The organism is Sphaerisporangium rufum (assembly GCF_016863395.1).
Taxonomy (GTDB): Bacteria; Actinomycetota; Actinomycetes; order Streptosporangiales; family Streptosporangiaceae; genus Sphaerisporangium; species Sphaerisporangium rufum.
Map to the genome: position 1 here is coordinate 109,029 of NZ_BOOU01000032.1, position 20,253 is coordinate 129,281.

Sequence of the window (20,253 nt, forward strand, 5' to 3'; positions counted from 1 at the left end):
GACGCACACCACCGTCCTGTGGACGGCATCCACCAGAGGTTCACAGATCCGCAACGAGAGCACTCCTGGATCGCAATCTCCACATTTCAGGCTCACTGGCGGTGGGCGAGGAGGTAGGCGCGGCAGGTCTCCACTTCGGCGGGGTGGTTCACCCGTTCCATCCACATCTGGACGGCGAACCCGGTGTCCGCCAGCAGCCCGATGATGTGATCCGGCTGGTAGAAGCGGAAGTCGACGTCGACCTTCTGGTCCAGCCACTCCGCCAGATGCCGCACCTCGGTGCCGATGTGGAAGGAGAGCAGGAACGGCGCCCCGGGCAGCAGCGTCCGGCGGACCTCGGCGAACGCGGCGGGCAGCTCGCCGGGGCCCAGGTGGATGATCGAGTAGAACGCGACGGCCGCGCCGAACTCGCCGTCGCCGGCGGGCAGCGCGACCAGGTCCCCCTCGCGGAACTCGACGTCCGGGTGCGCTCGCGCGGCGGCGGCCACCATCGCCGGGGACAGGTCGACGCCGACGGCGCGCATCCCGTGGGCGGCCAGCCAGGCCGCGACGTGCCCGGGACCGCAGCCCAAGTCGGCCACCGGCGCGTCGGGCACCGCCTGCTCGGCCAGCGCCGCCAGCAGCGCCCGGTCCAGCGGCTTGCCGGCCAGCTCGTCCCCGAACCGGGCCGCGTACGCCTCGGCGACCGCGTCATAGCTGCGCCGGACGCCGTCCCGCCGTCCATGATCAGACATGCCGGACAGCATCCCACAACCCGCCCGGACCGCCCACCCGGCCCGGCTCGCCCTACTGGAAGTCGAACTCGTCGGCCCGCACCCCGGCGAGGAACGCCTCCCACTCGCCACGGGTGTAGACGATCACCGGACCGTCCGGCTTCCGGCTGTGCCGCACCGCCACCCGGCCACTCCCATCCAGCACCGGCCCCGCCTCGACACAGTTGGGTCCACCGTCCGGACTGAAGCTACTGATGTGCCATGCGACAGGGGGTTCATGCTCAGATGTCGCCATCGTTCTTCGCCTCTCCTACGGCAGACTGTCGATAAGGGTACGAATGAACTTCTTCGACTCTGACGGTTCGTAGGCGTCCCGCCGGATATGGTCAAGTTTAAGCACGAAACGAGGAACTTCGCGGCTCTCTACGTAGATCCCGCCTCCCGGCGTATCCATGTAGACGACCTCCGGATAGGGGTCCGGCATGTCAAAGATCCTGAATGGCCCTTCCGGGCTCGCATGAGCTCCAGAAGAGAAGGGCAGCACTCGGATTTCTATGTGCGGTTGCTCCGACAGGGCCAGCACGTGCTCGAGTTGTGACTTGAGGACCGCCGGCCCACCTGCACAACGACGCAGAACCCCCTCGTCCAGGATCGCCTCGATACGTGGCGGCTGAGGGTCGGAGAGAATCTGCTGGCGAGTGAGCCGGAAGCGTACGCCGGAGGTGATCTGAACCGGCGAGGAGTCGACGACGGCCGCCTGTACCGCTTCCATGTAGGCGCGGGTCTGCAGCAGGCCCGGGATCACCAGCGTGTCGAAGGAGCAGATGCGCCGGGCCCGCGACTCCACCCAGGCGTAGTCGACCATGATCTTTGAAAGATCCTCCGAATAGCTGTCCCACCATCCGGCCTGCCACACCTCTCCGGCCAGCTTGATCAGTCCGTCCCGCCGGGACACCTCCGTGACGCCGTACAAATCAAGCATCGCGCGTACATCTGGCGTTCTGGCCGGGTAGATTCCGGCTTCTATCCTGCTCACCGTCCCGCCGTCGCGCTGGATGAATGCGCCGACCTCCTTGAGGGTGAGGCCACTCATCTCTCGGAGTTGCCGCAATTCGCGGCCTAGCCACTGCGCTCGCAGCGTCATAGCACGCTTGGACGTCATCGTGCACCTCGTGGGGAATTCAGGGGTTAAGTCAGATTCCGGATGCTACAAATTTGTGTTTCTCTGCAAACGACCCGCAGGGATGTCTCCGACCTGGCATCGTTCAGTAATGGATCGTACACACAGAGTTGTCGACCGGGGAGGGGTTCGCCATGGAGGACGGGTGCCAAGCGCAGGCGGCGGTGGATCAGCGGCCATCGTGGCAGCTGGAAGGGACGCTCGGGTTGCCGGCGGTCTCGCGGCGGTTCGCGCCGCGGGCGGAGCTGGTGCGGGAGGTGCGCGGGTTCGTGTCCGGGCTGCTCGGCGCCGGGCATCCGCACCTGGACGACGTGATCCTGCTGACCAGCGAGCTGGCGGCGAACGTCGTGCGGCACGCCCCCGGGCAGGACTTCCTGGTCTCGGTGGCCTTCCCCGGCGGCGGCGTGCTGGTGGCGGTCACCGACGGCGGCTCGGCCGGCTCGCCGCGGCTCCGGAGGGCGGCCGACGACGAGGTGGACGGGCGCGGGCTCGTCCTGGTGGACGGGCGCGGGCTCGTCCTGGTGGACGGGCTGGCCGCGCGCTGGGGGTTCGAGCGGGGACGGCGCGGCACGGTGGTGTGGTTCGAGCTGGACGAACCGAACGCCCTGGACGAATCGCACGCCCTGCGGGGCATGGGCGCCTTGGACGAATCGAACGCCCCCGGGCGGCATGGGCGCACTGCACGGCCCGGTCAAGCCGGGCCGGGCGGGCTCGCGGAAGGCCGGCGAGCGGGAGGCGGTTGAGCGAGAGGCGGTTGAGCGCGGCCCTGGGCCGGTCAGGCGTCGGCGGTGGCGAGCGGGGTGGCCTCGGGGGCGGCGCCGCGCATCCGGTCCAGCCGGCGCATGATCGGGGTGGCGGTGGTGCCGTGCAGCGCGACCGAGAGAAGCACCGTGAAACCGACCACCGCCCACAGCTCCTCCGGCAGCACGCCGAAGTCGGCGTGGCCGAGGGCGTAGGCGAGGTAGTAGATCGACCCGATGCCGCGGATGCCGAAGAAGGCGATCACCGCGCGCTCGCGCCGGTCGGCACACCCCCTGGCCTGCACCAGCCAGCCGACCACCGGGCGGATGACCAGGACGAGCAGCAGCCCGACCGCGGCACCGCGCCAGGTGAGCGCGGCCAGGCCGCCGGTGGCGATGAACCCGCCGAGCAGGAGCAGCAGCCAGGCGGTCAGCAGCCGCTCGACCTGTTCCACGAAGCCGTGCAGCACGCCGTTGTAGCCGTGGCCGCGCTCGGCGTTGCGGACCGTGCAGGCGGTGACGAAGACCGCGATGAAGCCGTAGCCGCCGACGAGTTCGGTCGCTCCGTAGGCGAGGAAGGTGGCGGCCAGCGCGACGAAGCCGTCGCGGTGCTCGGCCAGCCGCACCTTCTCGGTCCGGGCGTGGAAGAAGAGCCGGCCCAGCAGCCGGCCGATCAGCAGGCCGCCGACGATCCCGGCGCCGATCTTGTAGAGGACGTCGACCAGCACCCACTCCCCCACCCAGCCGAACGTCCCGGCGGTGGCGAGCGCCATGGTGATGGCGGCGTAGACGAACGGGAAGCCGGCCCCGTCGTTGAGGCCCGCCTCCGAGGTGAGGGCGAAGCGCACCTCGTCGTCCGCCTTCTCCGAGTCGACCGGCTCGCCGACCTGGACGTCGGAGGCGAGCACCGGGTCGGTCGGCGACAGCACCGCGCCGATCAGCAGCGCGGCGGCGATCGGCCAGCCGAGCAGTCCCCAGACGGCCACCGCGACCGCGCCGACGGTGAGCGGCATGGCCAGGCCGAGCAACCGCCAGGTGGACGACCAGCGGCGCCGGCCGATCACCCGGTTGATCGCCAGACCGGCGCCCATCAGCGAGATCACCACGCAGATCTCCGCGATGTGCTCGACGGCGCCGCGGTTGGCCACCGGGTCGGGCTCGGGCAGCGGCAGGGGCAGCAGGTAGACCAGCATGCCGCCGAGCAGGCAGACGAGCGGCAGCGAGAATGGCCGCTTGCGCAGCAGCGGGGGCATGATCGCGGCGAGCAGGGCTCCGGCGCCGGCCAGGGCGAAGAGAAGATCAGGGGTGGTCATCGCCCGGGTCCCTGCCCCGCCTACGGTAAAACATCCCGAATCACACAACAAGTGACGGAAATCGCGTCGCCGAGGTCTCCGCCGGGCGGAGCCGCCGTTTCAGCGGCAGCCCCTGCCGGCGGTTGCGGGCGGGCGATCCGGCCCAGCGGTCAGCGGCCGGGGGTCATCGGGGCATCTATCTCGGCAGGGACTGACCGGCGCCAACCGGGAACGGCCCGGCCTCGATCAGGCTCTGGCAGCCGTCCGCGCCGGCGACACCCTGGTCGTTGCGAGACCGGGCGGTCGCAGGACCGGCCGACGGCGTCCAGCTTGCCGTACTGCGGCCGCCAGGGGTGTTCGTCGCCGCGTTCTCGCGACGGGGACGGGCCGGCGGCCGCTGGACGGGGACTACTGCTCGGGGGTCAGGACCGGGCTGTTGTGGTAGGCGGCGATCAGCCACTGGCCGTCGCGCTTCTCGAAGACCCAGGTGGCGTTCACCTTGCGGTGGTCGTCGGTGATCTCGGTTTCGCCGGGGAAGAGGATGGCGGATTCGCTGACGAGGATCGCGGCGTCCTGGCCGAGGAAGCGGATGCTGAGCTGCTTGTTCTGGGTGGAGCTGCCCTTGAGGGGGCCGGCGAAGGCTTGGGCCATGTTCTGGCGGATCATCTCGCGGCCGTCGCGGAGCGAGCCGGGCATGATGGCGGTCGCGTCCGTGGCGTAGTCGGCGACCATGCCGTCGGCGTCGCCGGCCTCCCACGCCTTGTAGGAGTCGGCCAGCACGGCCTGGATCGCGGCCTCGTCATGGGCACGGGTGTTCGGCATCGGGTTCTCCCTTGTGATCGGCTCGCCCGGGGTGTTCCGGAGAGCCCGCCGATACATACCGGCGGCGCGGGCCGAACTCATCGCACCGTCGTCAGGAGATTTCAGTGGGCAGGCCGAAGGCCGCGAAGATCTCGGGGTCCTGGAACACCGAGTTCCTGCTGATGCCCTCGGCCGTGACGGTGAAGATCTGGAGCGTGTGCAGCCGGTATCCGTCGCCGGCGCGCCGGTAGGCGGCGAATCCGGGCTGGCCTCCGTTGGCGGTGACCTCCTTGAGACGCCAGTCCTTACCGGCGGCGTCGAACACCCACCCCATGAACAGGCCGTAGTTCCCGCGTCCGGTGAACCAGTTGAGCATCGGCGGCATCTCCATGAGGACGTCCTCGGTGATCAGCCGTTTGAGGGCCTCGACGTCCGCGAGCTCGAACGCCTTCATGTAGCGCTCGACCCAGGCGCGCTGCTCGGCCGCGGACGGCTCGCCGACCAGTTCCTGCCGGACCCCGGTCTCCTTCAGACGGGCACGTGCCCGCTGCAGGGAGCTGTTCACCGACACCGCGGTGGTGTCGAGGATCTCCGCCGTCTCGGAAGCCGAGAAGCCGAGCACCTCACGCAGGATCAACGCGCCGCGCTGCCGCGCCGACAGGTGCTGCAGCGCGGACACGAACGCCAGCCGCAGGCTGCTGCGGTCGATCACGGTCACAGCCGGGTCGCCCGTCTCCAGCAGCGAGTCCGGCAAGGGCTGGAGCCAGGCGTGCTCGCCCGGGACGAGCGGCGCGAGCGGATCCGACGCGGCCACCAGCCCTGACGGCAGCGGCCTGCCGCCGCGAGACTTCAGCGCGGTCAGGCAGGCGTTCGTCGCGATCCGGTACAGCCAGGTCCGCACCGAACTGCGCGTCTGGTCGTACTGCTCCCGCGCCCGCCACGCCCGCAGATACGTCTCCTGAACGAGGTCCTCGGCGTCGTGAACCGACCCGAGCATCCGGTAGCAGTACGCGAGCAGCTCCGTCCGGAACGACTCGATCCGACGGTCGAAGCCCTCTTCCCCCGACAACACGCCACGCCCCTTCTCCACCGCCGCCGCAACATTATGGACGGACTGACCTCTCATCGGTGCGGTGGCGCCGTGTGCCCGGCGCGTGGGCAGGAACTCCGGTCACCGGGCGCGGAGCGCGTGGGCGTGCCAGCGGCCGTCGCGGCGGCCGAGCGACAGCGGGCGGCCGAAGCACGCCGACGCCAGGTCGGCGGTGAGCACCTCCGCCACCGGGCCGGCGGCCAGCACCCGGGCGTCCCGCATCAGCAGCGCGTGCGTGGTGGTGGCCGGCACCTCCTCCAGGTGATGGGTGACCAGCACCGTGGTCAGCGCCACCCGGGTCTGCGCCAGGGTTTCCAGCGCGCCGATCAGATCCTCCCGGGCCGGCAGATCCAGCCCGGCGAACGGCTCGTCCAGCAGGAGCAGGGCCGGCTGGGCCATCATCGCCCGGGCCACCCGCACCCGGGCCCGCTCGCCCTGCGAGCAGACCGCGAACGGCCGGTCGGCCAGGTCCTTGCAGCCGAGATCGGCGAGCAGCGCCTCGGCCCGCTCCCGCTCGGCCGGCCCGTAGCGGTCCCACAGCGGGGCGCTGCTGCCGGTGTGCCCGGTGAGGACGACCGTGTGCGCGGTGAGGCCCTCCCCCTCCATGAGCTGCTCGTCCACCAGGCGCTGGCTGGCCGCCACCAGGCCCACGCGGCGGCGCAGCTCGCGCAGGTCCACCCGGCCCAGCCGGTTGCCGAGCACCGCGGCCGTCCCCGAACTCGGGTGGCGGACCGCGGCGGCGATCGACAGCAGGGTGGTCTTGCCCGCGCCGTTCGGCCCGAGCACCACCCAGTGCTCGCCGAACCCGACCCGCCAGTCCACCTCGTCCAGCAGGGCACGGCCCGGCACCCGGACCGTCACCCCCGAGACCTCCACCGCGGCGGCGGCCATCTCACTCTCCTGCGGCCCCATCGGCCCCCCTTCCCGCCAGCAGCATAAGAGGATGCGTCCCGGCCGCGTGACGCTTCGCCCTTTTGCCCGCTTCAGCACCGGGCCGGTAAGCGCGTCAGTCGTGACACATATCGCGATCACCAGCAGCGTTCCGCCGGTGACACCAATCACGGTCCAGCGAGATGGCCGGACCAGGCGATTATGACGAGCAAAGGCCTCGCCGGGAGCCGGGTAGGCAGCGCGTGCAACAGTTCGGGGGGCGTGGCCGTCTTGTGCGGGACGGAGGAGAGAGGACACCGACCCCTGTGGACGAACCACGATTCGAGGACTTCGCCGGTGAGCGGGCGGACGCGCTGCTGCGGTACGCGTACCTGCTCACCGGCGACCCGCACGACGCGGCCGACCTCGTGCAGGAAGGGCTGGTGCGGCTGCGCGGCTCCTGGGCCAAGGTCCGGCGCAAGGACGACCCGGAGTCGTACGTCCGCACCACGATGACCCGGCTGCACATCAACGCCTGGCGCCGGCGCTCCCGCGAGCACCTGACCGCGGTCCCGCCCGAGCGGGCGGCCCCGGGAGACCCGTTCGCCCGGGTGGAGCAGGACGACGAGCTGTGGCGCCGGCTGGCGTCGCTCCCCCGGCGCCAGCGCGCCGTACTGGTGCTGCGCTACTACGAGGAACGCACCGACCTCGAGATCGCCGAGATCCTCGGCGTCTCCCATGGCACCGTCCGCAGCCAGGCGTCCCGGGCGCTGGACAAGCTGCGCACCACGCTCGCCACCCCGCGGGCCACCACCGAACCGGCCGGAGGAAAGGCATGACGACCGACATCGAGGACGCCCTCACCCGCACCCTGGCCCGGGCCGCCGGCCGCGCCCCCGCCGCGTCACCCGACCTGCTCGACCGGGTCGCCACCCGCCACGCCCGCCGGCGGCGCGGCGCGGTCCTCATCGCCGCGGCGTCGGTCATCACCATGGCCGGCGTCGCGACCCTCGGCGTCGATGTGCTGGCCTCGCGCCTGGACGCGGCACGGCATTCCGCCACCTCCGGCCCGGCGAAGGACCGGCGGGAGGTCACGCCGAAGGACACTCCGATACCTCCGCCGCTGGCGAAGGTCTGGCACGACGGAGTATGGACCCTCCCCGCCAAGCTCTCCGACGGCCGGACCTACACGCCGATGACGTTCATCGACGAGACCCGGCTCCTGATCGCGACCAGTTCCGGCGCCGAGAAAGCCACCCGCCTGCTGTCGTACGACCTGTGGAGCAGGAAGACCACCGAGATCGCCACGATCGGCGTCCCGGCGGGGTCGGCGGCCCTCCCGTCCGGCTTCACGGTCGGCGACGGGCAGGTGGCCTGGTATTCCTTGCAGGGGGACGGCGCGGGACTCACCGTGGACATCTGGGCGGTACCGCTCACCGGTGGCACGCCACGGCGGGTGACGTCCTTCCCCGGGCTCCCCGAGGCGGGCGGGGTGGACCGGCTGGCGATCGTCGACGGCAAGGTCGTCTGGTCCCGGGCCGACGGCGCCGGGGTGTTCCAGGCGAAGCTGCCGGCGGGGAAGCCGGTCAAGATCCCGGGATCCGACGAACTGCACCTGTTCCAGTGGCCCTGGGCGGGGAGCCCCGCTTACCCCGATGAGGCCCGGTGGAGCAAGGCGAACGGACTTCCCTCCGAGTTCACGCTGGACGAGTTGACCGGATCCGCCGGAGATGTCGAGACGACCGATACGACGTGGTTCGCGCGGCTGACGAACGTGGTGACCGGTGAGCGACGGGACGCCGTCCAGCGCCCGAAAGCCGTCCGCGGTACCGCGTCGTGCGGAATGATCCGGTGCGCCGGTGCGACCGATGACGGTCTGGTGACCTGGGACCGCGACGACCCGGCGCCGACCGCCGTGGCGCCCAACGGGGGCCTCGCCGCGCACCGCCCCCCCGCACTCGACCGATTCGTCACCACTCTCCTGGTCCAGAACGGGCGCCTCGCGGGTGTCGCACTGCGTGATCTGCAGACCGGGCTGGCCGCGGACCTGGGCCTCCGGCCGAACAAGGCCGGCTTCATCAGGACGCCGTATGTCCACGACGGTGACATGCGCATGCTCGCCTACCCGCTGCCCGGGCGGATGGTGGTGATCGATCTGACCAAGCTCCTCGGGTGATCGCCGGACGTCGCTCAGGCCGCGCCACCGGACGGCGCGCCCGGCGGCGCGGCGGGGGCCGCGGGGTCGTCGCGGCCGGGAGCCCGGGTCCGGGTCGGCCGGTCCTTGGCGGTGCGGGTCGGGCGGGCACCGGTGCCGGACGGCGGGCAGGGCCGCTCCCTGCCCCGCCGGTTCACGCAGCCGGTCGGCTCCGCCGGCGGCTCGGTGCGCGGCGGCCGTGACCCGGAGCGGGTGGCGCTCGGCCGCTCCGCGGGCGGCCGCCGCGGGCTCGCGGTGAGCCGCCCGTCGTCACCAGGGGGAACGGCGGTGCGCGGGGTGGCCGCACGCCGTGACGTGGCCGGTGCCGGGCGGGCGGGCCCGCCGGTGCGGGCGTAGGGCACCGGACGCCGGGCGGGGGTGGCGGACCGGGCCACCGGGCTCGGCGCGCCGTCGGCCGGGACGACCACCGGGACCGGCACCGGACGCCCGGCCCCGGGCTCGGCGGCCCGCCCGCCGACGCCTGCCGCGTACACCGTCAGCGCGGCGATCGACAGGGTGGCCAGGGCGGCGAAGCCGGCGTTGGAGGCGTGCGCGCGCCGGGCCGCGGTCCGCCGCTCGGCCCGCGAGGCCCGCGACACGGTGGCCGGTGCGCCGGCGGCCGGGCCCGCGCCGGTCGGCTCGCCGGGCCGGGGCGGCACCGGGCGCGGGTGCGGCACCGGCTCCCAGATCTCCTCCAGCACCGCGGCGACGGCCTCGCGCCGGTCCCAGGAGACGTCCACCCCGCCGGCGGCCAGCAGCCAGGTCAGCATGGCGGCGGCGTCCGGCCGCTCGGCCGGTTCCTTGGCGAGCGCCGCCGACACCGGCCCCCACAGCAGTTTGGGCACCGAGGCCAGGCGCGGCTGTTCCAGCAGGACGCGGCGGGCGAGCACGTCGTCCTCGCCGGTGCCGAAGGGATGGTGGCCGGTCGCCGCGTAGGCGATCAGGCAGCCCCAGGCGAACACGTCGGACGCCGGGATGGCGGCCTGGCCGGTGAGCCGCTCGGGCGACATCCAGCCGGGACTGCCCATGACGTGGCCCGCCCGGGTGTGCCCGCCGGGGGCGGAAAGGTCGCGGGCGATGCCGAAGTCGATCACGCGCGGGCCGTGCGGGGAGAGCAGCACGTTGCCCGGTTTCAGGTCGCGGTGCACGAAACCGGCCTGGTGGATGGCGGTCAGCGCGGCCATCGAGCCGACGGCCACGCCGTAGGCCTGGTCGGGGGTGAGCGGACCGCTCGCCGCGACGACCTGGGCCAGGGACGGCCCGGGGATGTGCTCGGTGACCAGGAACGGCCGGTCCCGGTCGGTGCCGTCCTCCAGCACCGCGGCGGTGCAGAACGGCACCACCCGGCGGGAGAAGGCGACCTCCTCGGCGAACCGGGCGCGCAGCTCCGGGTCGCGCAGGTGCACGGCGTGCGGGGTCTTCAACGCCACCAGGCCGCCGCCGGGCGCCTCGGCCAGGTAGACCACGCCCATTCCCCCGGCGCCGAGCCGGCCGAGCAGCAGGTAACGTCCGATGATCACCGGGTCGCCCACGGTGAGCGGCCGGACCCCCGGGGGCGGCCTGCCGGCGCCGCCCGCTCCGCCACGTGCCATCCAGAGGGGACCTCTCTTCGGGGACTACGGCCACAGACACTGTGGCGCGCCCGAAGCGCGTTCGGTACTCACCGGCCCGAAGTGGCATGGCCGGTAAGGCGAATGATCCTCACAGGTAAGGAACGGCTGTGACGGATGTGACAGAGGATGCTGGAGTCCGCGATGACCGGCGGGCCCGTGCCGGGGCTCTGCGGTGCCGCCCTGGCCGGCCCGCGCGCCGGCCCGCGCGCCGGCCCGGCGGGGCGGTTCAGGCGGCGGCGTCGCCGGGGGCGGTGCCGGCGGAGGCGGGGGTCGCGGCAGCGCGATCGGGGCCGCCATCGACCGCGCCATCGACGGCGCCATCGACGGCGTCGCCGGCGGTGCCGGCCGCGGCCGCGTCGAGGAAGCGGGCGATGTGGCCGAAGACCAGGCGGGCCTCGGGCAGCACGTCGGCCAGGATGGCGAACACGTGCGGCATCCGCTGCCACTCCTCGTAGGTGACCGCGACCCCGTGCTCGCGGGCCCGCAGCGCCACCTGGCGGCCCTCGTCGCGCAGCACCTCGGTGGACCCGGTGACCACCATGAGCGGCGGCAGGCCGGTGTAGTCGCCGAAGATCGGCGAGACCAGCGGGTCGCGCCGGTCCAGGCCGGTGGTCCACCGCCGGGCGAGCCAGTCCACCCGGCGGGCGGGCAGCAGCGGGTCGGCCCAGCGGTTCGCCCGGCGCCGGCCGTCCGACAGGTCGGTCCACGGTGACAGGCATACCGCGGCGGACGGCAGCGGCAGCCCGGCGTCGCGCAGCGACAGCAGGGTGGCCAGGGTGAGGTGACCGCCGGCCGAGTCGCCGGCCAGCAGGATGTCGTCGCCGGAGTACCCCTGCTCGAGCAGCCCGCGGTAGGCGTCCAGCGCGTCGGCCAGCGACTCGGCGAGCGAGTGCACCGGGCCCTGCCGGTAGTCCAGCGCGTACACCGGGCGCCGGGCGGCGGCCGACAGCCGCCAGGTGATCGGGCGGTGCGTGGCCGGCGAGCAGAAGAAGTAGGCGCCGCCGTGCAGGTAGAGCAGGACCTTGGTCTCGTCCAGGTCCTCACCGGCGCGCACCCATTCCGAGCCGCAGCGGCCGGGCGTCTCCCGGACCACGGACACGTGCCCGGGTACCGAGCGGGGCAGCCGCTCCCCCAGCGAGGCCAGCCGGGCCATGAGCGACATTCCCATGTCGTGCCGGAGCAGCAGCGCCGAGATCGGTTTGGCGGTGCCGTGCGACAGCCCGTTCAGCAGGCCGGCCTGCCAGCTGAACGGATACGAAGGGTGGACGTCGACGTCCAGGTCCAGCCGCATATGTACCTCCGTGGGCGGAACCATGAAATTTCCGTCTTGCCCTACCAGCCGATATACCTCCGGTTTACAGGCTGGTTACGTTGTTTGTCCAGCGTTGGGCGGTTTCTTGACTCACCGACGGCTCCCGTCGGTCAAGTCGGCCGGAAAAGGAAGCGACGCCCGGCGGGAGCCGCCGTTACACTGCTCACCGCCCCGCCGGACCCTGGAGGTGCCCGACCTTCCCCCTCTACCTGACGATCTTCAAGTACGGTTTCCGCCGCCACGCGACCTACTGGGGCGCCGCCATCGCCGGCGCGTTCACCAACACCGTCTTCGGCATCCTGCGCGCCTACGTGCTGATCGCCCTCTGGCAGGCCCGTCCCGGGCTCGCCGGATACGACGTCACCGACGCGGTCACCTTCTGCTTCATCTCCCAGGCCGCCATCGGTCCCATGATGGTCTTCGGCGGCGGGCTGCAGATCGCCGAGCGGGTACGCACCGGCGACATCGCCCTGGACCTGGTCCGGCCCGCGTCCCTGCAGCTGTGGCACCTGGCCGACGACCTCGGCCGGGCGGCCTTCCTGTTCCTGCTGCGCAGCATCCCGCCCACCGTGGCCGGCGGCCTGCTGTTCGGCATCCGCCTGCCCGCGCAGCCGCGCGTCTGGGCGGCGGCCGCCGCCGCGTTCACGCTGGGCGTGCTGGTCAGCTTCTGCCTGCGCTACCTGGTCGCGCTGTCCACCTGCTGGATCATGGACGAGCGCGGGTCGCAGACGACCGCGCTGGTGCTGACCGTCTTCTTCAGCGGCATGCTGCTGCCGCTGAACCTGTTCCCCGGCCTGCTCGGCACGCTGGCCAGGGCGCTGCCCTGGGCGGCGATGATCCAGGTGCCGGCCGACGTCTTCCTCGGCAAGGCCGACGTGCTGCCGGCGCTGGCCGGACAGGCGGCGTGGATCGCCGTGCTCTTCGCGGTCGGGGCGCTGGCCACCCGGGCGGCGCGCCGCAAGGTCGTCGTGCAGGGAGGGTGAGGCCGATGCCGCGGATCGTCCGCCTGTACGGGCTGCTGGCCTGGGTCTGGGTGCGCGCCGCCGCGCAGTATCCCGTGTCGGCGGCGCTGCTCATGATCGGCTCGGTGGTGACCACCGGGCTGGACGTGGCGGCCATCTTCATCATCTTCCGGCACACCGGCTCGCTCGGCGGCTTCACCCTGCCGGAGGTGATGTTCCTCTACGGCACCGCCGGCCTGTCGTTCGGGATCGCCGACCTGCTGTTCGGCAACGTGGAGCGGCTCGGCCGGCACGTGCGGGCCGGCTCGCTGGACGCGATGCTGATCCGCCCGGCCAGCCCGTTCGTGCAGATCGCGGTCGAGCGGTTCTCCTTCCAGCGCATCGGGCGGACGGCACAGGCGGCGATCGTGCTGTGGATCGGGCTGGCCGGGGTGAGCGTGCCCTGGCAGCGCGCCTGGATGATCCCGGTGATGGTGGCGTGCGGGGTCGTCATCTTCGCCGCGGTGTGGACCTTCGCCGGCGCGGTGCAGTTCCTGCTCACCGACGCGCCGGAGGTCGCCAACGCCTTCACCTACGGCGGCGGCCAGCTCACCCAGTACCCGCTCAGCGTGTACGGGGCCGACCTGGTGCGCGCGGTGACGTTCATCGTGCCGCTGGCCTTCGTCAACTGGCAGCCGGGGTTGTTCGTCCTCGGCCGGCCCGACCCGATCGGCCTGCCGCACTGGCTGCGCTTCCTCGGCCCGGTGGTGGCCCTGGCGCTGGCGGCCCTGGCCGCCCTCGCCTGGCGGGCCGGGCTGCGCCGTTACCGTTCGACCGGGAGCTGACGATGATCGAGCTGGACGAAGTGGGCCGAACCTTCACCGTGAGCCGCCGCACCGGCGTGCTGCGGCGGGAGCGGCGGGTCGTGCACGCGGTGCGCGACCTGTCGTTCACGGTGGCCGCCGGGGAGTTCGTCGGCTATCTCGGGCCGAACGGCGCCGGCAAGTCGACCACGATCAAGATGCTGACCGGCATCCTGACCCCGTCGGTCGGCCGGGTGCGGGTGGCCGGGCTGGACCCCTCCCGCCGCCGGACCGCGCTCGCCCGGCGGATCGGCGTGGTCTTCGGGCAGCGGACCACGCTGTGGTGGGATCTGCCATTGAAGGACAGCTTTCAACTGATCCGGCACCTTTACAAAGTAGATCGTGAGGCGTTCCACCGGCGGCTCGACGAGCTGTGCGAGGTGCTGGAGCTCGGCGCCTTCCTGGCCACCCCGGTGCGTCAGCTCAGCCTCGGCCAGCGGATGCGCGGCGACATCGCCGCCGCCCTGCTGCACGACCCGGCGGTGCTGGTGCTGGACGAGCCCACCATCGGGCTGGACGTGGTGAGCAAGGCGGCGGTGCGCGGCTTCCTGCGCGGCCTGAACGCCGAGCGCGGCACCACGGTGCTGCTGACCACCCACGACCTGGGCGACATCGAGCGGCTGTGCCGCCGGGTGATGCTCATCGACCACGGCACCCTGGCCTTCGACGGGACGGTGGAGGATCTGATGGCCACCGCGCCCGGCGAGACCTCGATCGAGGAGGTCGTCACCCGCCTCTACACCCGGGCCGCGCCGTCCTGACGGTGGCTACTACTGACCCGCCCCGGGCGGGTCAGTAGTAGCCGCCCGGAGACTCGACGGTCTCCTCGGCATACCCGTCATCGGCGTCGCGGCGGCGGCCGGTCCACCGCGAGGGGAAGAGCACCGGGACGAACAGCGCGATGCCCAGCATCGCGAAGATCCCCTTGGCCAGCAGGTCCTGCATGCCCTTGCCCGCCTGGACCAGCAGCGGGTGCATGGAGGGGTCGGTGGGCGCCAGTCCGAGCGCGCGGTTGACGTCCAGCGCGTAGACGACGGTCCACGACAGCATGACCATGGACGGGATGAACGTCGCGAGCGGGGATATCCGTGCGGTCAGCACCAGGCCGAGCAGCAGTCCGGCGACCGCCATCGCGCCGAGGCCGACCAGCGCCCGGGTGTCGCGCGCCGGGTCGACGGCGTTGGCGGCGTCCGCGGCGGCGCTCACCATGCCGCGGGCGGCGTCCGGGGCGGCCCAGCCGGCGCCGGCCAGCAGGATCGCCGTCACCACGACGCCGAGCAGCAGCCCCAGGAAGTGCCGCACGCTCCACCACCTCGCCCTCACGCCTACCAGCGGTTCGCGGCAACAGTAGCGACAAAACTCGCGAAGGGGCAGATGCACCGGCAATAACGATCAATGCCGCACCCGGTGGCCGCGGCCCGCCCCGCACCGGCGAACGGCCCCGCCGGCACCGGTCCCGCGGCCGGTTTCACCCGGCGGCACCGCATGATCCGAGAGATTCGTACGGATTCGCCGGATCTTCCGGGCACCCGGTCCCGGTCCGCGAGATCAAGGGGCGACAGACGTCCCCGGCCGTGGCACCATGTGGGGCGTCATGCGTGCCCGCCTCCCGCTCCGCCTGCTCCGGGCGGCCGTCTTCGCGGTCGTCTGCGTGCTGCTGGCCGTGGCCGGTCACCGGGCGGCCGGCGGCGCCGGACCGGCCGGGTGGGCGGTGGCCGCCGCCACGGCCGCGGTGACCGCGGTGACCGCGCTGCTCACCGGGCGGGAGCGCTCAGCCCAGACGATCAACGGTTTCCTGGTCGCCACCCAGTTCGTGCTGCACGAACTCTTCGGCGCCTCCGAGAGCGGCATCTCCGCCGCCTTCCATCTGCGGCACGGCGACGGGCTCGGCACCGACATCGGCATGCTGACCGCCCACCTCACGGTGACCCTGATCACCGGATGGTGGCTGGCCCGCGGCGAGTACGCGCTGTGGTCGGTGCTCCGCCGGCTCGGCACCCTGGTGGTGCGGCCGCTGCTCGCACTGCTGGCCCTGCTCGCCCGCGGGCCGGCGGGCCCGGTCCGCCCTGCCGCCCCCGCCCCCCGGCACCTGCTGCCGGTCATGGCGCCCCGGCTCCGGCACGCCGTCAGCAGGCGCGGTCCACCACTTCCCGCCCTTCGCTGACCGGTCGCCGCCCCGGCGACCACCCGACCCGCCCGAACCTGCCCGGCCGCGGCCGGATCCGCCGTGCCCTCATGCGCGGGGACCCGCCGGCGGGCACGCGAGCCCCGGCGCGGGCACCGGGCCTTTCCGATCTTGATCTATGCCGAAGTGGAGTCTTCCCCGATGTCGTTCTTCTCGCGTTCCGCCGCGCGCCGCGCGGCTCTGGTCGTCGCCGGCACCGTCGCCCTCACCGCCGGCCTCGCGCTGCCCGCACTGGCCCACGTCTCCATCAACCCCGGCACCGCGGAGAAGGGCGGCTTCACCAAGGCCGCCTTCCGGGTGCCGAACGAGCGGGACAACGCCTCGACCACCAAGATCGTGGTCGAGTTCCCCACCGACCACCCGCTGCCCTTCGTCTCGGTGCGCCCGGTGCCGGGGTGGAAGGTCGAGGTGACCGAGGGCAAGCTGCCCGCGCCGGTCAAGTCCAAGTACGGCGAGATCACCGAGGCGGTCACCAAGATCACCTGGTCCGGCGGGAAGATCGAGCCGCACCAGTTCCAGGAGTTCGAGGTGTCGATGGGCTCGCTGCCGGAGGACACCGACCAGCTCACCTTCCCCACCACCCAGACGTACTCCAACGACGAGGTGGTCAAGTGGGCCGACGCGCCGAAGGCCGACGGGAGCGAGGCCGAGCACCCGGTGCCGACCCTCAAGCTGGTCGCCCCGGCGGCCGGGAGCGACGAGCACGGCGCGTCCTCCCCCGCCGCCGCGACACCGGCGGTCGCGATGCCGGCCAGGGACGAGCACGCCGCCGGCTCGGCGGCCGCGGAGTCGGACGGCACCGCCCGGCTGCTGGCCGGCGCCGGCCTGCTGGTCGGCCTGGCGGGCGTGGCCACCGGCGCCGTCGCGCTGCGCCGCCGCGGCACCCCGCAGGCCTGACGGCCCGCTCCCGCCCGGCCCCGCACCGGGCCGGGCGGGCCAGGGCGGTCAGCCGGTGATGTCGCGGCCGGTGAACCGGGCCCAGGCCACCGTGCCGAACACCGCGATGTAGGCGGCGAAGACCAGCAGGCCCTGGGTCATCGTGTCGACGGCCACCGGATCGCGCAGCACCCCGTCGAACTCGCCCCACCACGAGGTGATCAGGTAGGGGCGCACCGGCTCCAGCTGTGGGATCAGCCCGAAGATGTTGGAGCACACCACCGCGCCGACCGTCGCGGCGACCGCGCCGATCGGCGCCTCGGTCAGCGTGGAGACGGCCAGCCCGACCGCGCCGAACGCGGCCATGCCCACCGCCGCGTACCCGGTGACGGCGAGCACCCGCAGCAGCCCGTCGGCGAAGGAGATCGTGGTGCCGGACAGCAGGGTGACCGGGCCGGCCGGAAACAGGGCCAGTCCGGTGAGCAGCGCGGCGGCCGTCACCACCGCGCACGCGGCGGCCGCGTACACCGCGATGTCGGCGAACTTCACCAGCAGCAGGCGGGTGCGCCCGGCCGGCGCGGTCAGCAGGTAGCGCAGCGTCCCGGTGCCGGCCTCCCCGGCGACGGCGTCACCGGCGACCACCGCGACGGCCAGCGGCAGGTGCAGCTGCGCCACCACCGACATGGCGCCGAAGGTCAGCATCAGCCCGTTACCGGCCGCCTGCGCGATGATCGACGGGCCGCCGCCGCCCATCGCGCGCAGCACCACGCCGATCACCACCGGCACCACGGCCAGCAGCGCCAGCAGCACCAGGTTGCGCGGCCGGCGGAAGGTCAGCCCGAGCTCGGACCGCAACAGCCGCCAGGTGCCCGCGACCGGCCGGGCGCGGGCCGGCGCGCCGGAAGCCCCGGCATCCGGCATGGCGCCGCCCGGCGGGGTACTGGCCGGCGCGCCGCCCGACGCGGCCGCGTCCGACGTGGCGACGTCCGACGTGGCGGCGTCTGGCGTGGCGGCGTCTGGCGTGGCGACGTCCGACGTGGCGGCGTCCGGCGTGGCGGCGTCCGGCGTGGCGACGCGGATCGCGGGCCGATCGGCTCCGTCGATCACGACGCCGGGGCCGTCGGCCGGGCCGGTCGCGGGCGGTTCCTCCGGCGCGGCGCCGGTCCGGGCCGTGGCGTCAGTTCTCGACATCGAATCCCTCCCCGGTCAGGCCGACGAAGACCTCCTCCAGGCTGGGCCGCGCCACGGTGAAGCCGCGCACGGCCACTCCGGCGTCGACCAGCTCAGCGCAGGCGCGCTCCGGCGGCAGGTCGCCGATCTCGGCGACGGCCTCCTCGCCCGCCGCCCGCGCGCCGGAAAGGCCGAGGCGTTCCAGCACCGCCGCGGCCCGGGCGGCGTCCGGGGTCAGCACCCGTACCAGCGGCGCCCGCCCGGCGCGCAGCTCGGCGATCGGGCCCTGGGCCGCCAGCCGGCCGCCGCGCATCACCCCGACGTGGGTGCACATCTGCTCCACCTCGGCCAGCAGGTGGGAGGACACGAACACGGTGGTGCCGCCGGCGGCGACCTGCTTGACCAGCGCGCGCACCTCTCGGGTGCCCTGCGGGTCCAGCCCGTTGGTCGGCTCGTCCAGCACCAGCAGCTCGCGCGGGCCGAGCAGGGTGGCGGCGATGGCCAGCCGCTGCCGCATGCCGAGCGAGTACGCCCGGTACCGCTTGCCGGCCGCCGCCGACAGCCCGACCCGGTCCAGCACGGCGGCCACCCGGGCGCGGGCGGTGCGCCCGTCGGCCGTGGGGTCGGCGGCGTCGTAGCGCAGCAGGTTGGCCGCGCCGGACAGGTACGGATAGAAGGCGGGCCCCTCGACCAGCGCGCCCACCCCCGGCAGCGCGGCCGCGAGCCCGGCCGGCATGGGCCGGCCAAGCAGCTCCCAGCCGCCGCCGGTGGGCGCGACCAGGCCGAGGAGCATGCGGATCGTCGTGGTCTTGCCCGAGCCGTTCGGCCCGAGGAAGCCGTACACCGCGCCGCGCGGCACGGCCAGATGCAGGTCGTCGACGGCGACCTGCCCGCCGCGGAACCGCTTGGTCAGCCCGCGGGTCACGATCGCGCAGTCACCGGTGGAGGCCGCCGGGGCCAGCGGAGGGGGCGCCGCCTCGTGCGCCCCCTCCCCCGTCAGGGTCGCGTTCACCCCCGGCCGGCCACCTCGGTCAGCCGCTGCGGGGTGACCGCGCCCACCAGCAGCCGGCCGTCGTCGGTGAGCAGCGCGGAGACCAGCTTGGTGGTCACCAGCCGGCCGCCGCCCCACGGGCCGGACACCCGCTGGGCGGACGACAGCAGCGCGCCGGCCAGTTCGGCCGGGCCGCCCGCGCGGTCCCCGGCCGGCCCGTCCTCTTCCTTCGCGCCGTCCTTCCCGCCGTCCTTCCCGCCGGCCAGGGCGCTGAGGTCGGCGGTGGAGAAGGGCATCTCGGCGACGGTGCTCCAGCCCTCGCCGAAGGTGCGCAGCCGTCCGGCGTGGTCGGCGAGCTTCTCCGGGGTGCCCGGGCGGACGTCGTCCAGCTTCTTCTCGGTGACCGTGGCGCCGGCCGGCGGGGTGAAGGCGAAGTTCTCCGCGGCGGGCGGCGAGAAGGTCACCTGGGTGAAGCCGACCTCGAACGCCGGCTCCGCGCCGCCCCGGGCGAAGACCTGGACGCGCAGCGGGAGATAGGTGCGGCCGTCGAGAGCCACCGTGACCCGGTCGACCAGCGACGCGGTGTCCTTCGGCGTGAGGGTCAGCTGGTAGGCGGCCCGGCCGGCGATCCGCTCGTTGTCGCTCACCCCGACGGTGGTGCCGGCTTCGGCGGCCTTGAGCACCTGGGCCGCCAGCGCGTCGGGCGTGGTGGCCCCGGGCAGCGCGGTGCCCTGCGGCCTGGCGCCGGGGCCGGTGCCCCGCGGCATGGTGATGCGGGTGGCGGTGTTCTTGTCGCTCTCCCACAGCCAGGCGGCGCCGCTGCCGTCGGTGATCAGGTCGGTCTCGCTCAGCGGGCCGGGCAGCGCCAGCCGGGCCTTGCCGTTCCCGCCGTACCAGACCTTCAGGGTGTTGGACCCCGAGAGCAGGGACAGCGGCGAACTGCCGCCCCCGGAGGAGGGCAGCGGCAATGACGGCAGCCCGAGCGCGGCGGTCTCCACGACCGTGCCGGACATCACCGGCGGCTCGGTCCGGTCGGCGGCCCGGGCCGCCTCGGCGAGCAGTTGCTGCGCGGTGCGGGCGGGCAGCGCCGGCTCGCCCCGCACGGCGGCGAGCACCGGCCCGGCGCCCGCCGCGGCGCCCACCACGGCGACCGTGGCGATCGGCACGCCCCATCTCACGGCACGTGTTCCTGGCATGTCACTCCTCAACGGTACGTCTTGTCCGACATCCGCAGGTTGCCGCGCGGCTGCTGTGTCCTGGCTGAGACCGGCTGAGAGGCCTCTCAGCCGCGCCGGGGGCCCGCGCGTACCCGCAGGTCGCCGCGCCGGCGGCGGCCCGGGGGGCTCTCAGCGCGTTCACAGCGGGCGGGCGCGAGGATGGAAGGTGTCCGCCGCGGGCGGATGCGGCGCCGCGCGGACGGCG

21 protein-coding genes are annotated in these 20,253 nt (G+C 73.5%); 8 read left to right on the forward strand and 13 right to left on the reverse strand.

Annotated features, from left to right (window positions below):
* Positions 1 to 92: 92 nt before the first annotated feature.
* Genes Sru01_RS10865 through Sru01_RS10875 form a run of 3 tightly spaced genes read right to left on the reverse strand, consistent with a single transcriptional unit; the run spans position 93 to position 1,875 of the window.
* Complete coding sequence (locus Sru01_RS10865; protein WP_203983962.1) at positions 93 to 734, reverse strand: class I SAM-dependent DNA methyltransferase; 642 nt, start codon at positions 732 to 734, stop codon at positions 93 to 95.
* A gap of 52 nt (positions 735 to 786) precedes the next feature.
* A complete protein-coding gene (locus Sru01_RS10870; protein WP_203983964.1) occupies positions 787 to 1,008 on the reverse strand; it encodes a DUF397 domain-containing protein in 222 nt (73 codons plus the stop codon).
* Positions 1,009 to 1,023: 15 nt separating this feature from the next.
* A complete protein-coding gene (locus tag Sru01_RS10875) occupies positions 1,024 to 1,875 on the reverse strand; it encodes a helix-turn-helix domain-containing protein (RefSeq protein WP_239137254.1) in 852 nt (283 codons plus the stop codon).
* Between the two features lie 152 nt (positions 1,876 to 2,027).
* Here Sru01_RS10875 and Sru01_RS10880 point away from each other — a divergent pair, with 152 nt between their 5' ends.
* Positions 2,028 to 2,636 (forward strand): ATP-binding protein, encoded by a 609-nt coding sequence (locus Sru01_RS10880; protein ID WP_203983966.1) that lies wholly within the window; start codon positions 2,028 to 2,030, stop codon positions 2,634 to 2,636.
* A gap of 32 nt (positions 2,637 to 2,668) precedes the next feature.
* Here the strand turns inward: Sru01_RS10880 and Sru01_RS10885 are convergent, their stop codons facing one another.
* From Sru01_RS10885 to Sru01_RS10900, 4 genes are all read right to left on the reverse strand, one after another.
* Complete coding sequence (locus tag Sru01_RS10885; RefSeq protein ID WP_203983968.1) at positions 2,669 to 3,946, reverse strand: cation:proton antiporter; 1,278 nt, start codon at positions 3,944 to 3,946, stop codon at positions 2,669 to 2,671.
* Positions 3,947 to 4,333: 387 nt separating this feature from the next.
* Positions 4,334 to 4,747 (reverse strand): SgcJ/EcaC family oxidoreductase, encoded by a 414-nt coding sequence (locus Sru01_RS10890; RefSeq protein ID WP_203983970.1) that lies wholly within the window; start codon positions 4,745 to 4,747, stop codon positions 4,334 to 4,336.
* 91 nt (positions 4,748 to 4,838) lie between these two features.
* A complete protein-coding gene (locus Sru01_RS10895; protein ID WP_239137256.1) occupies positions 4,839 to 5,798 on the reverse strand; it encodes a sigma-70 family RNA polymerase sigma factor in 960 nt (319 codons plus the stop codon).
* A 99-nt stretch (positions 5,799 to 5,897) separates the two neighbouring features.
* Positions 5,898 to 6,728: an ABC transporter ATP-binding protein gene (locus Sru01_RS10900; RefSeq protein ID WP_239137258.1), complete on the reverse strand. Its 831-nt coding sequence runs from the start codon at positions 6,726 to 6,728 to the stop codon at positions 5,898 to 5,900.
* 284 nt (positions 6,729 to 7,012) lie between these two features.
* On the opposite strand from Sru01_RS10900, the gene Sru01_RS10905 reads away from it, so the two are divergent.
* Positions 7,013 to 7,525 carry a SigE family RNA polymerase sigma factor gene (locus Sru01_RS10905; protein ID WP_239137260.1) on the forward strand — a complete coding sequence of 171 codons (513 nt, stop codon included), beginning with the start codon at positions 7,013 to 7,015 and terminating at the stop codon, positions 7,523 to 7,525.
* On the forward strand, positions 7,522 to 8,862 hold the full coding sequence (locus tag Sru01_RS10910; protein ID WP_203983976.1) for a hypothetical protein: 1,341 nt from the start codon (positions 7,522 to 7,524) through the stop codon (positions 8,860 to 8,862). Before Sru01_RS10905 ends, Sru01_RS10910 begins: the two co-directional genes overlap by 4 nt.
* A 14-nt stretch (positions 8,863 to 8,876) precedes the next feature.
* Here Sru01_RS10910 and Sru01_RS10915 read toward each other — a convergent pair whose 3' ends face one another.
* Both Sru01_RS10915 and Sru01_RS10920 read right to left on the reverse strand, forming a co-directional pair.
* Positions 8,877 to 10,472, reverse strand: a complete 1,596-nt coding sequence (locus tag Sru01_RS10915) for a serine/threonine-protein kinase (RefSeq protein WP_203983977.1) — start codon at positions 10,470 to 10,472, stop codon at positions 8,877 to 8,879.
* 247 nt (positions 10,473 to 10,719) lie between these two features.
* The gene (locus tag Sru01_RS10920; protein WP_203983978.1) at positions 10,720 to 11,784 is read right to left on the reverse strand and encodes an alpha/beta hydrolase; all 1,065 of its coding nucleotides are present in this window, start codon (positions 11,782 to 11,784) and stop codon (positions 10,720 to 10,722) included.
* Positions 11,785 to 12,116: 332 nt separating this feature from the next.
* Here Sru01_RS10920 and Sru01_RS10925 point away from each other — a divergent pair, with 332 nt between their 5' ends.
* From Sru01_RS10925 to Sru01_RS10935, 3 genes are read left to right on the forward strand one after another with little or no spacing between them, the layout of a single operon-like run.
* On the forward strand, positions 12,117 to 12,788 hold the full coding sequence (locus Sru01_RS10925) for an ABC transporter permease (protein WP_307812004.1): 672 nt from the start codon (positions 12,117 to 12,119) through the stop codon (positions 12,786 to 12,788).
* A 5-nt stretch (positions 12,789 to 12,793) separates the two neighbouring features.
* Positions 12,794 to 13,591: an ABC transporter permease gene (locus Sru01_RS10930; protein WP_203983979.1), complete on the forward strand. Its 798-nt coding sequence runs from the start codon at positions 12,794 to 12,796 to the stop codon at positions 13,589 to 13,591.
* Between the two features lie 2 nt (positions 13,592 to 13,593).
* Entirely contained in the window at positions 13,594 to 14,370 is a 777-nt protein-coding gene (locus Sru01_RS10935) for an ABC transporter ATP-binding protein (protein ID WP_203983980.1), read from the forward strand.
* A gap of 31 nt (positions 14,371 to 14,401) precedes the next feature.
* On the opposite strand, the gene Sru01_RS10940 is transcribed toward Sru01_RS10935, so the two are convergent.
* Entirely contained in the window at positions 14,402 to 14,911 is a 510-nt protein-coding gene (locus Sru01_RS10940; protein WP_203983981.1) for a hypothetical protein, read from the reverse strand.
* A 292-nt stretch (positions 14,912 to 15,203) separates the two neighbouring features.
* Between Sru01_RS10940 and Sru01_RS10945 the strand changes: the two genes are divergently transcribed.
* On the forward strand, positions 15,204 to 15,773 hold the full coding sequence (locus Sru01_RS10945) for an MFS transporter (protein WP_239137261.1): 570 nt from the start codon (positions 15,204 to 15,206) through the stop codon (positions 15,771 to 15,773).
* A gap of 162 nt (positions 15,774 to 15,935) precedes the next feature.
* On the forward strand, positions 15,936 to 16,691 hold the full coding sequence (locus Sru01_RS10950; protein WP_203983985.1) for a YcnI family copper-binding membrane protein: 756 nt from the start codon (positions 15,936 to 15,938) through the stop codon (positions 16,689 to 16,691).
* 48 nt (positions 16,692 to 16,739) lie between these two features.
* Here the strand turns inward: Sru01_RS10950 and Sru01_RS10955 are convergent, their stop codons facing one another.
* Genes Sru01_RS10955 through Sru01_RS10965 form a run of 3 tightly spaced genes read right to left on the reverse strand, consistent with a single transcriptional unit; the run spans position 16,740 to position 20,027 of the window.
* Entirely contained in the window at positions 16,740 to 17,861 is a 1,122-nt protein-coding gene (locus tag Sru01_RS10955) for a DUF2705 family protein (RefSeq protein ID WP_239137263.1), read from the reverse strand.
* On the reverse strand, positions 17,848 to 18,852 hold the full coding sequence (locus Sru01_RS10960) for an ABC transporter ATP-binding protein (protein WP_203983987.1): 1,005 nt from the start codon (positions 18,850 to 18,852) through the stop codon (positions 17,848 to 17,850). Before Sru01_RS10960 ends, Sru01_RS10955 begins: the two co-directional genes overlap by 14 nt.
* Positions 18,849 to 20,027 carry a LolA family protein gene (locus tag Sru01_RS10965; RefSeq protein ID WP_203983988.1) on the reverse strand — a complete coding sequence of 393 codons (1,179 nt, stop codon included), beginning with the start codon at positions 20,025 to 20,027 and terminating at the stop codon, positions 18,849 to 18,851. Before Sru01_RS10965 ends, Sru01_RS10960 begins: the two co-directional genes overlap by 4 nt.
* Positions 20,028 to 20,253: the final 226 nt, after the last annotated feature.

Coding starts and splice junctions, on each gene's coding strand:
- Sru01_RS10865 (WP_203983962.1), bottom strand. CDS start 734: ATGTCTGATCATGGACGGCGGGACGGCGTCCGGCGCAGCTATGACGCG.
- Sru01_RS10870 (WP_203983964.1), bottom strand. CDS start 1,008: ATGGCGACATCTGAGCATGAACCCCCTGTCGCATGGCACATCAGTAGC.
- Sru01_RS10875 (WP_239137254.1), bottom strand. CDS start 1,875: ATGACGTCCAAGCGTGCTATGACGCTGCGAGCGCAGTGGCTAGGCCGC.
- Sru01_RS10880 (WP_203983966.1), top strand. CDS start 2,028: ATGGAGGACGGGTGCCAAGCGCAGGCGGCGGTGGATCAGCGGCCATCG.
- Sru01_RS10885 (WP_203983968.1), bottom strand. CDS start 3,946: ATGACCACCCCTGATCTTCTCTTCGCCCTGGCCGGCGCCGGAGCCCTG.
- Sru01_RS10890 (WP_203983970.1), bottom strand. CDS start 4,747: ATGCCGAACACCCGTGCCCATGACGAGGCCGCGATCCAGGCCGTGCTG.
- Sru01_RS10900 (WP_239137258.1), bottom strand. CDS start 6,728: ATGGGGCCGCAGGAGAGTGAGATGGCCGCCGCCGCGGTGGAGGTCTCG.
- Sru01_RS10910 (WP_203983976.1), top strand. CDS start 7,522: ATGACGACCGACATCGAGGACGCCCTCACCCGCACCCTGGCCCGGGCC.
- Sru01_RS10915 (WP_203983977.1), bottom strand. CDS start 10,472: ATGGCACGTGGCGGAGCGGGCGGCGCCGGCAGGCCGCCCCCGGGGGTC.
- Sru01_RS10920 (WP_203983978.1), bottom strand. CDS start 11,784: ATGCGGCTGGACCTGGACGTCGACGTCCACCCTTCGTATCCGTTCAGC.
- Sru01_RS10930 (WP_203983979.1), top strand. CDS start 12,794: ATGCCGCGGATCGTCCGCCTGTACGGGCTGCTGGCCTGGGTCTGGGTG.
- Sru01_RS10935 (WP_203983980.1), top strand. CDS start 13,594: ATGATCGAGCTGGACGAAGTGGGCCGAACCTTCACCGTGAGCCGCCGC.
- Sru01_RS10945 (WP_239137261.1), top strand. CDS start 15,204: ATGCGTGCCCGCCTCCCGCTCCGCCTGCTCCGGGCGGCCGTCTTCGCG.
- Sru01_RS10950 (WP_203983985.1), top strand. CDS start 15,936: ATGTCGTTCTTCTCGCGTTCCGCCGCGCGCCGCGCGGCTCTGGTCGTC.
- Sru01_RS10955 (WP_239137263.1), bottom strand. CDS start 17,861: ATGTCGAGAACTGACGCCACGGCCCGGACCGGCGCCGCGCCGGAGGAA.
- Sru01_RS10965 (WP_203983988.1), bottom strand. CDS start 20,027: ATGCCAGGAACACGTGCCGTGAGATGGGGCGTGCCGATCGCCACGGTC.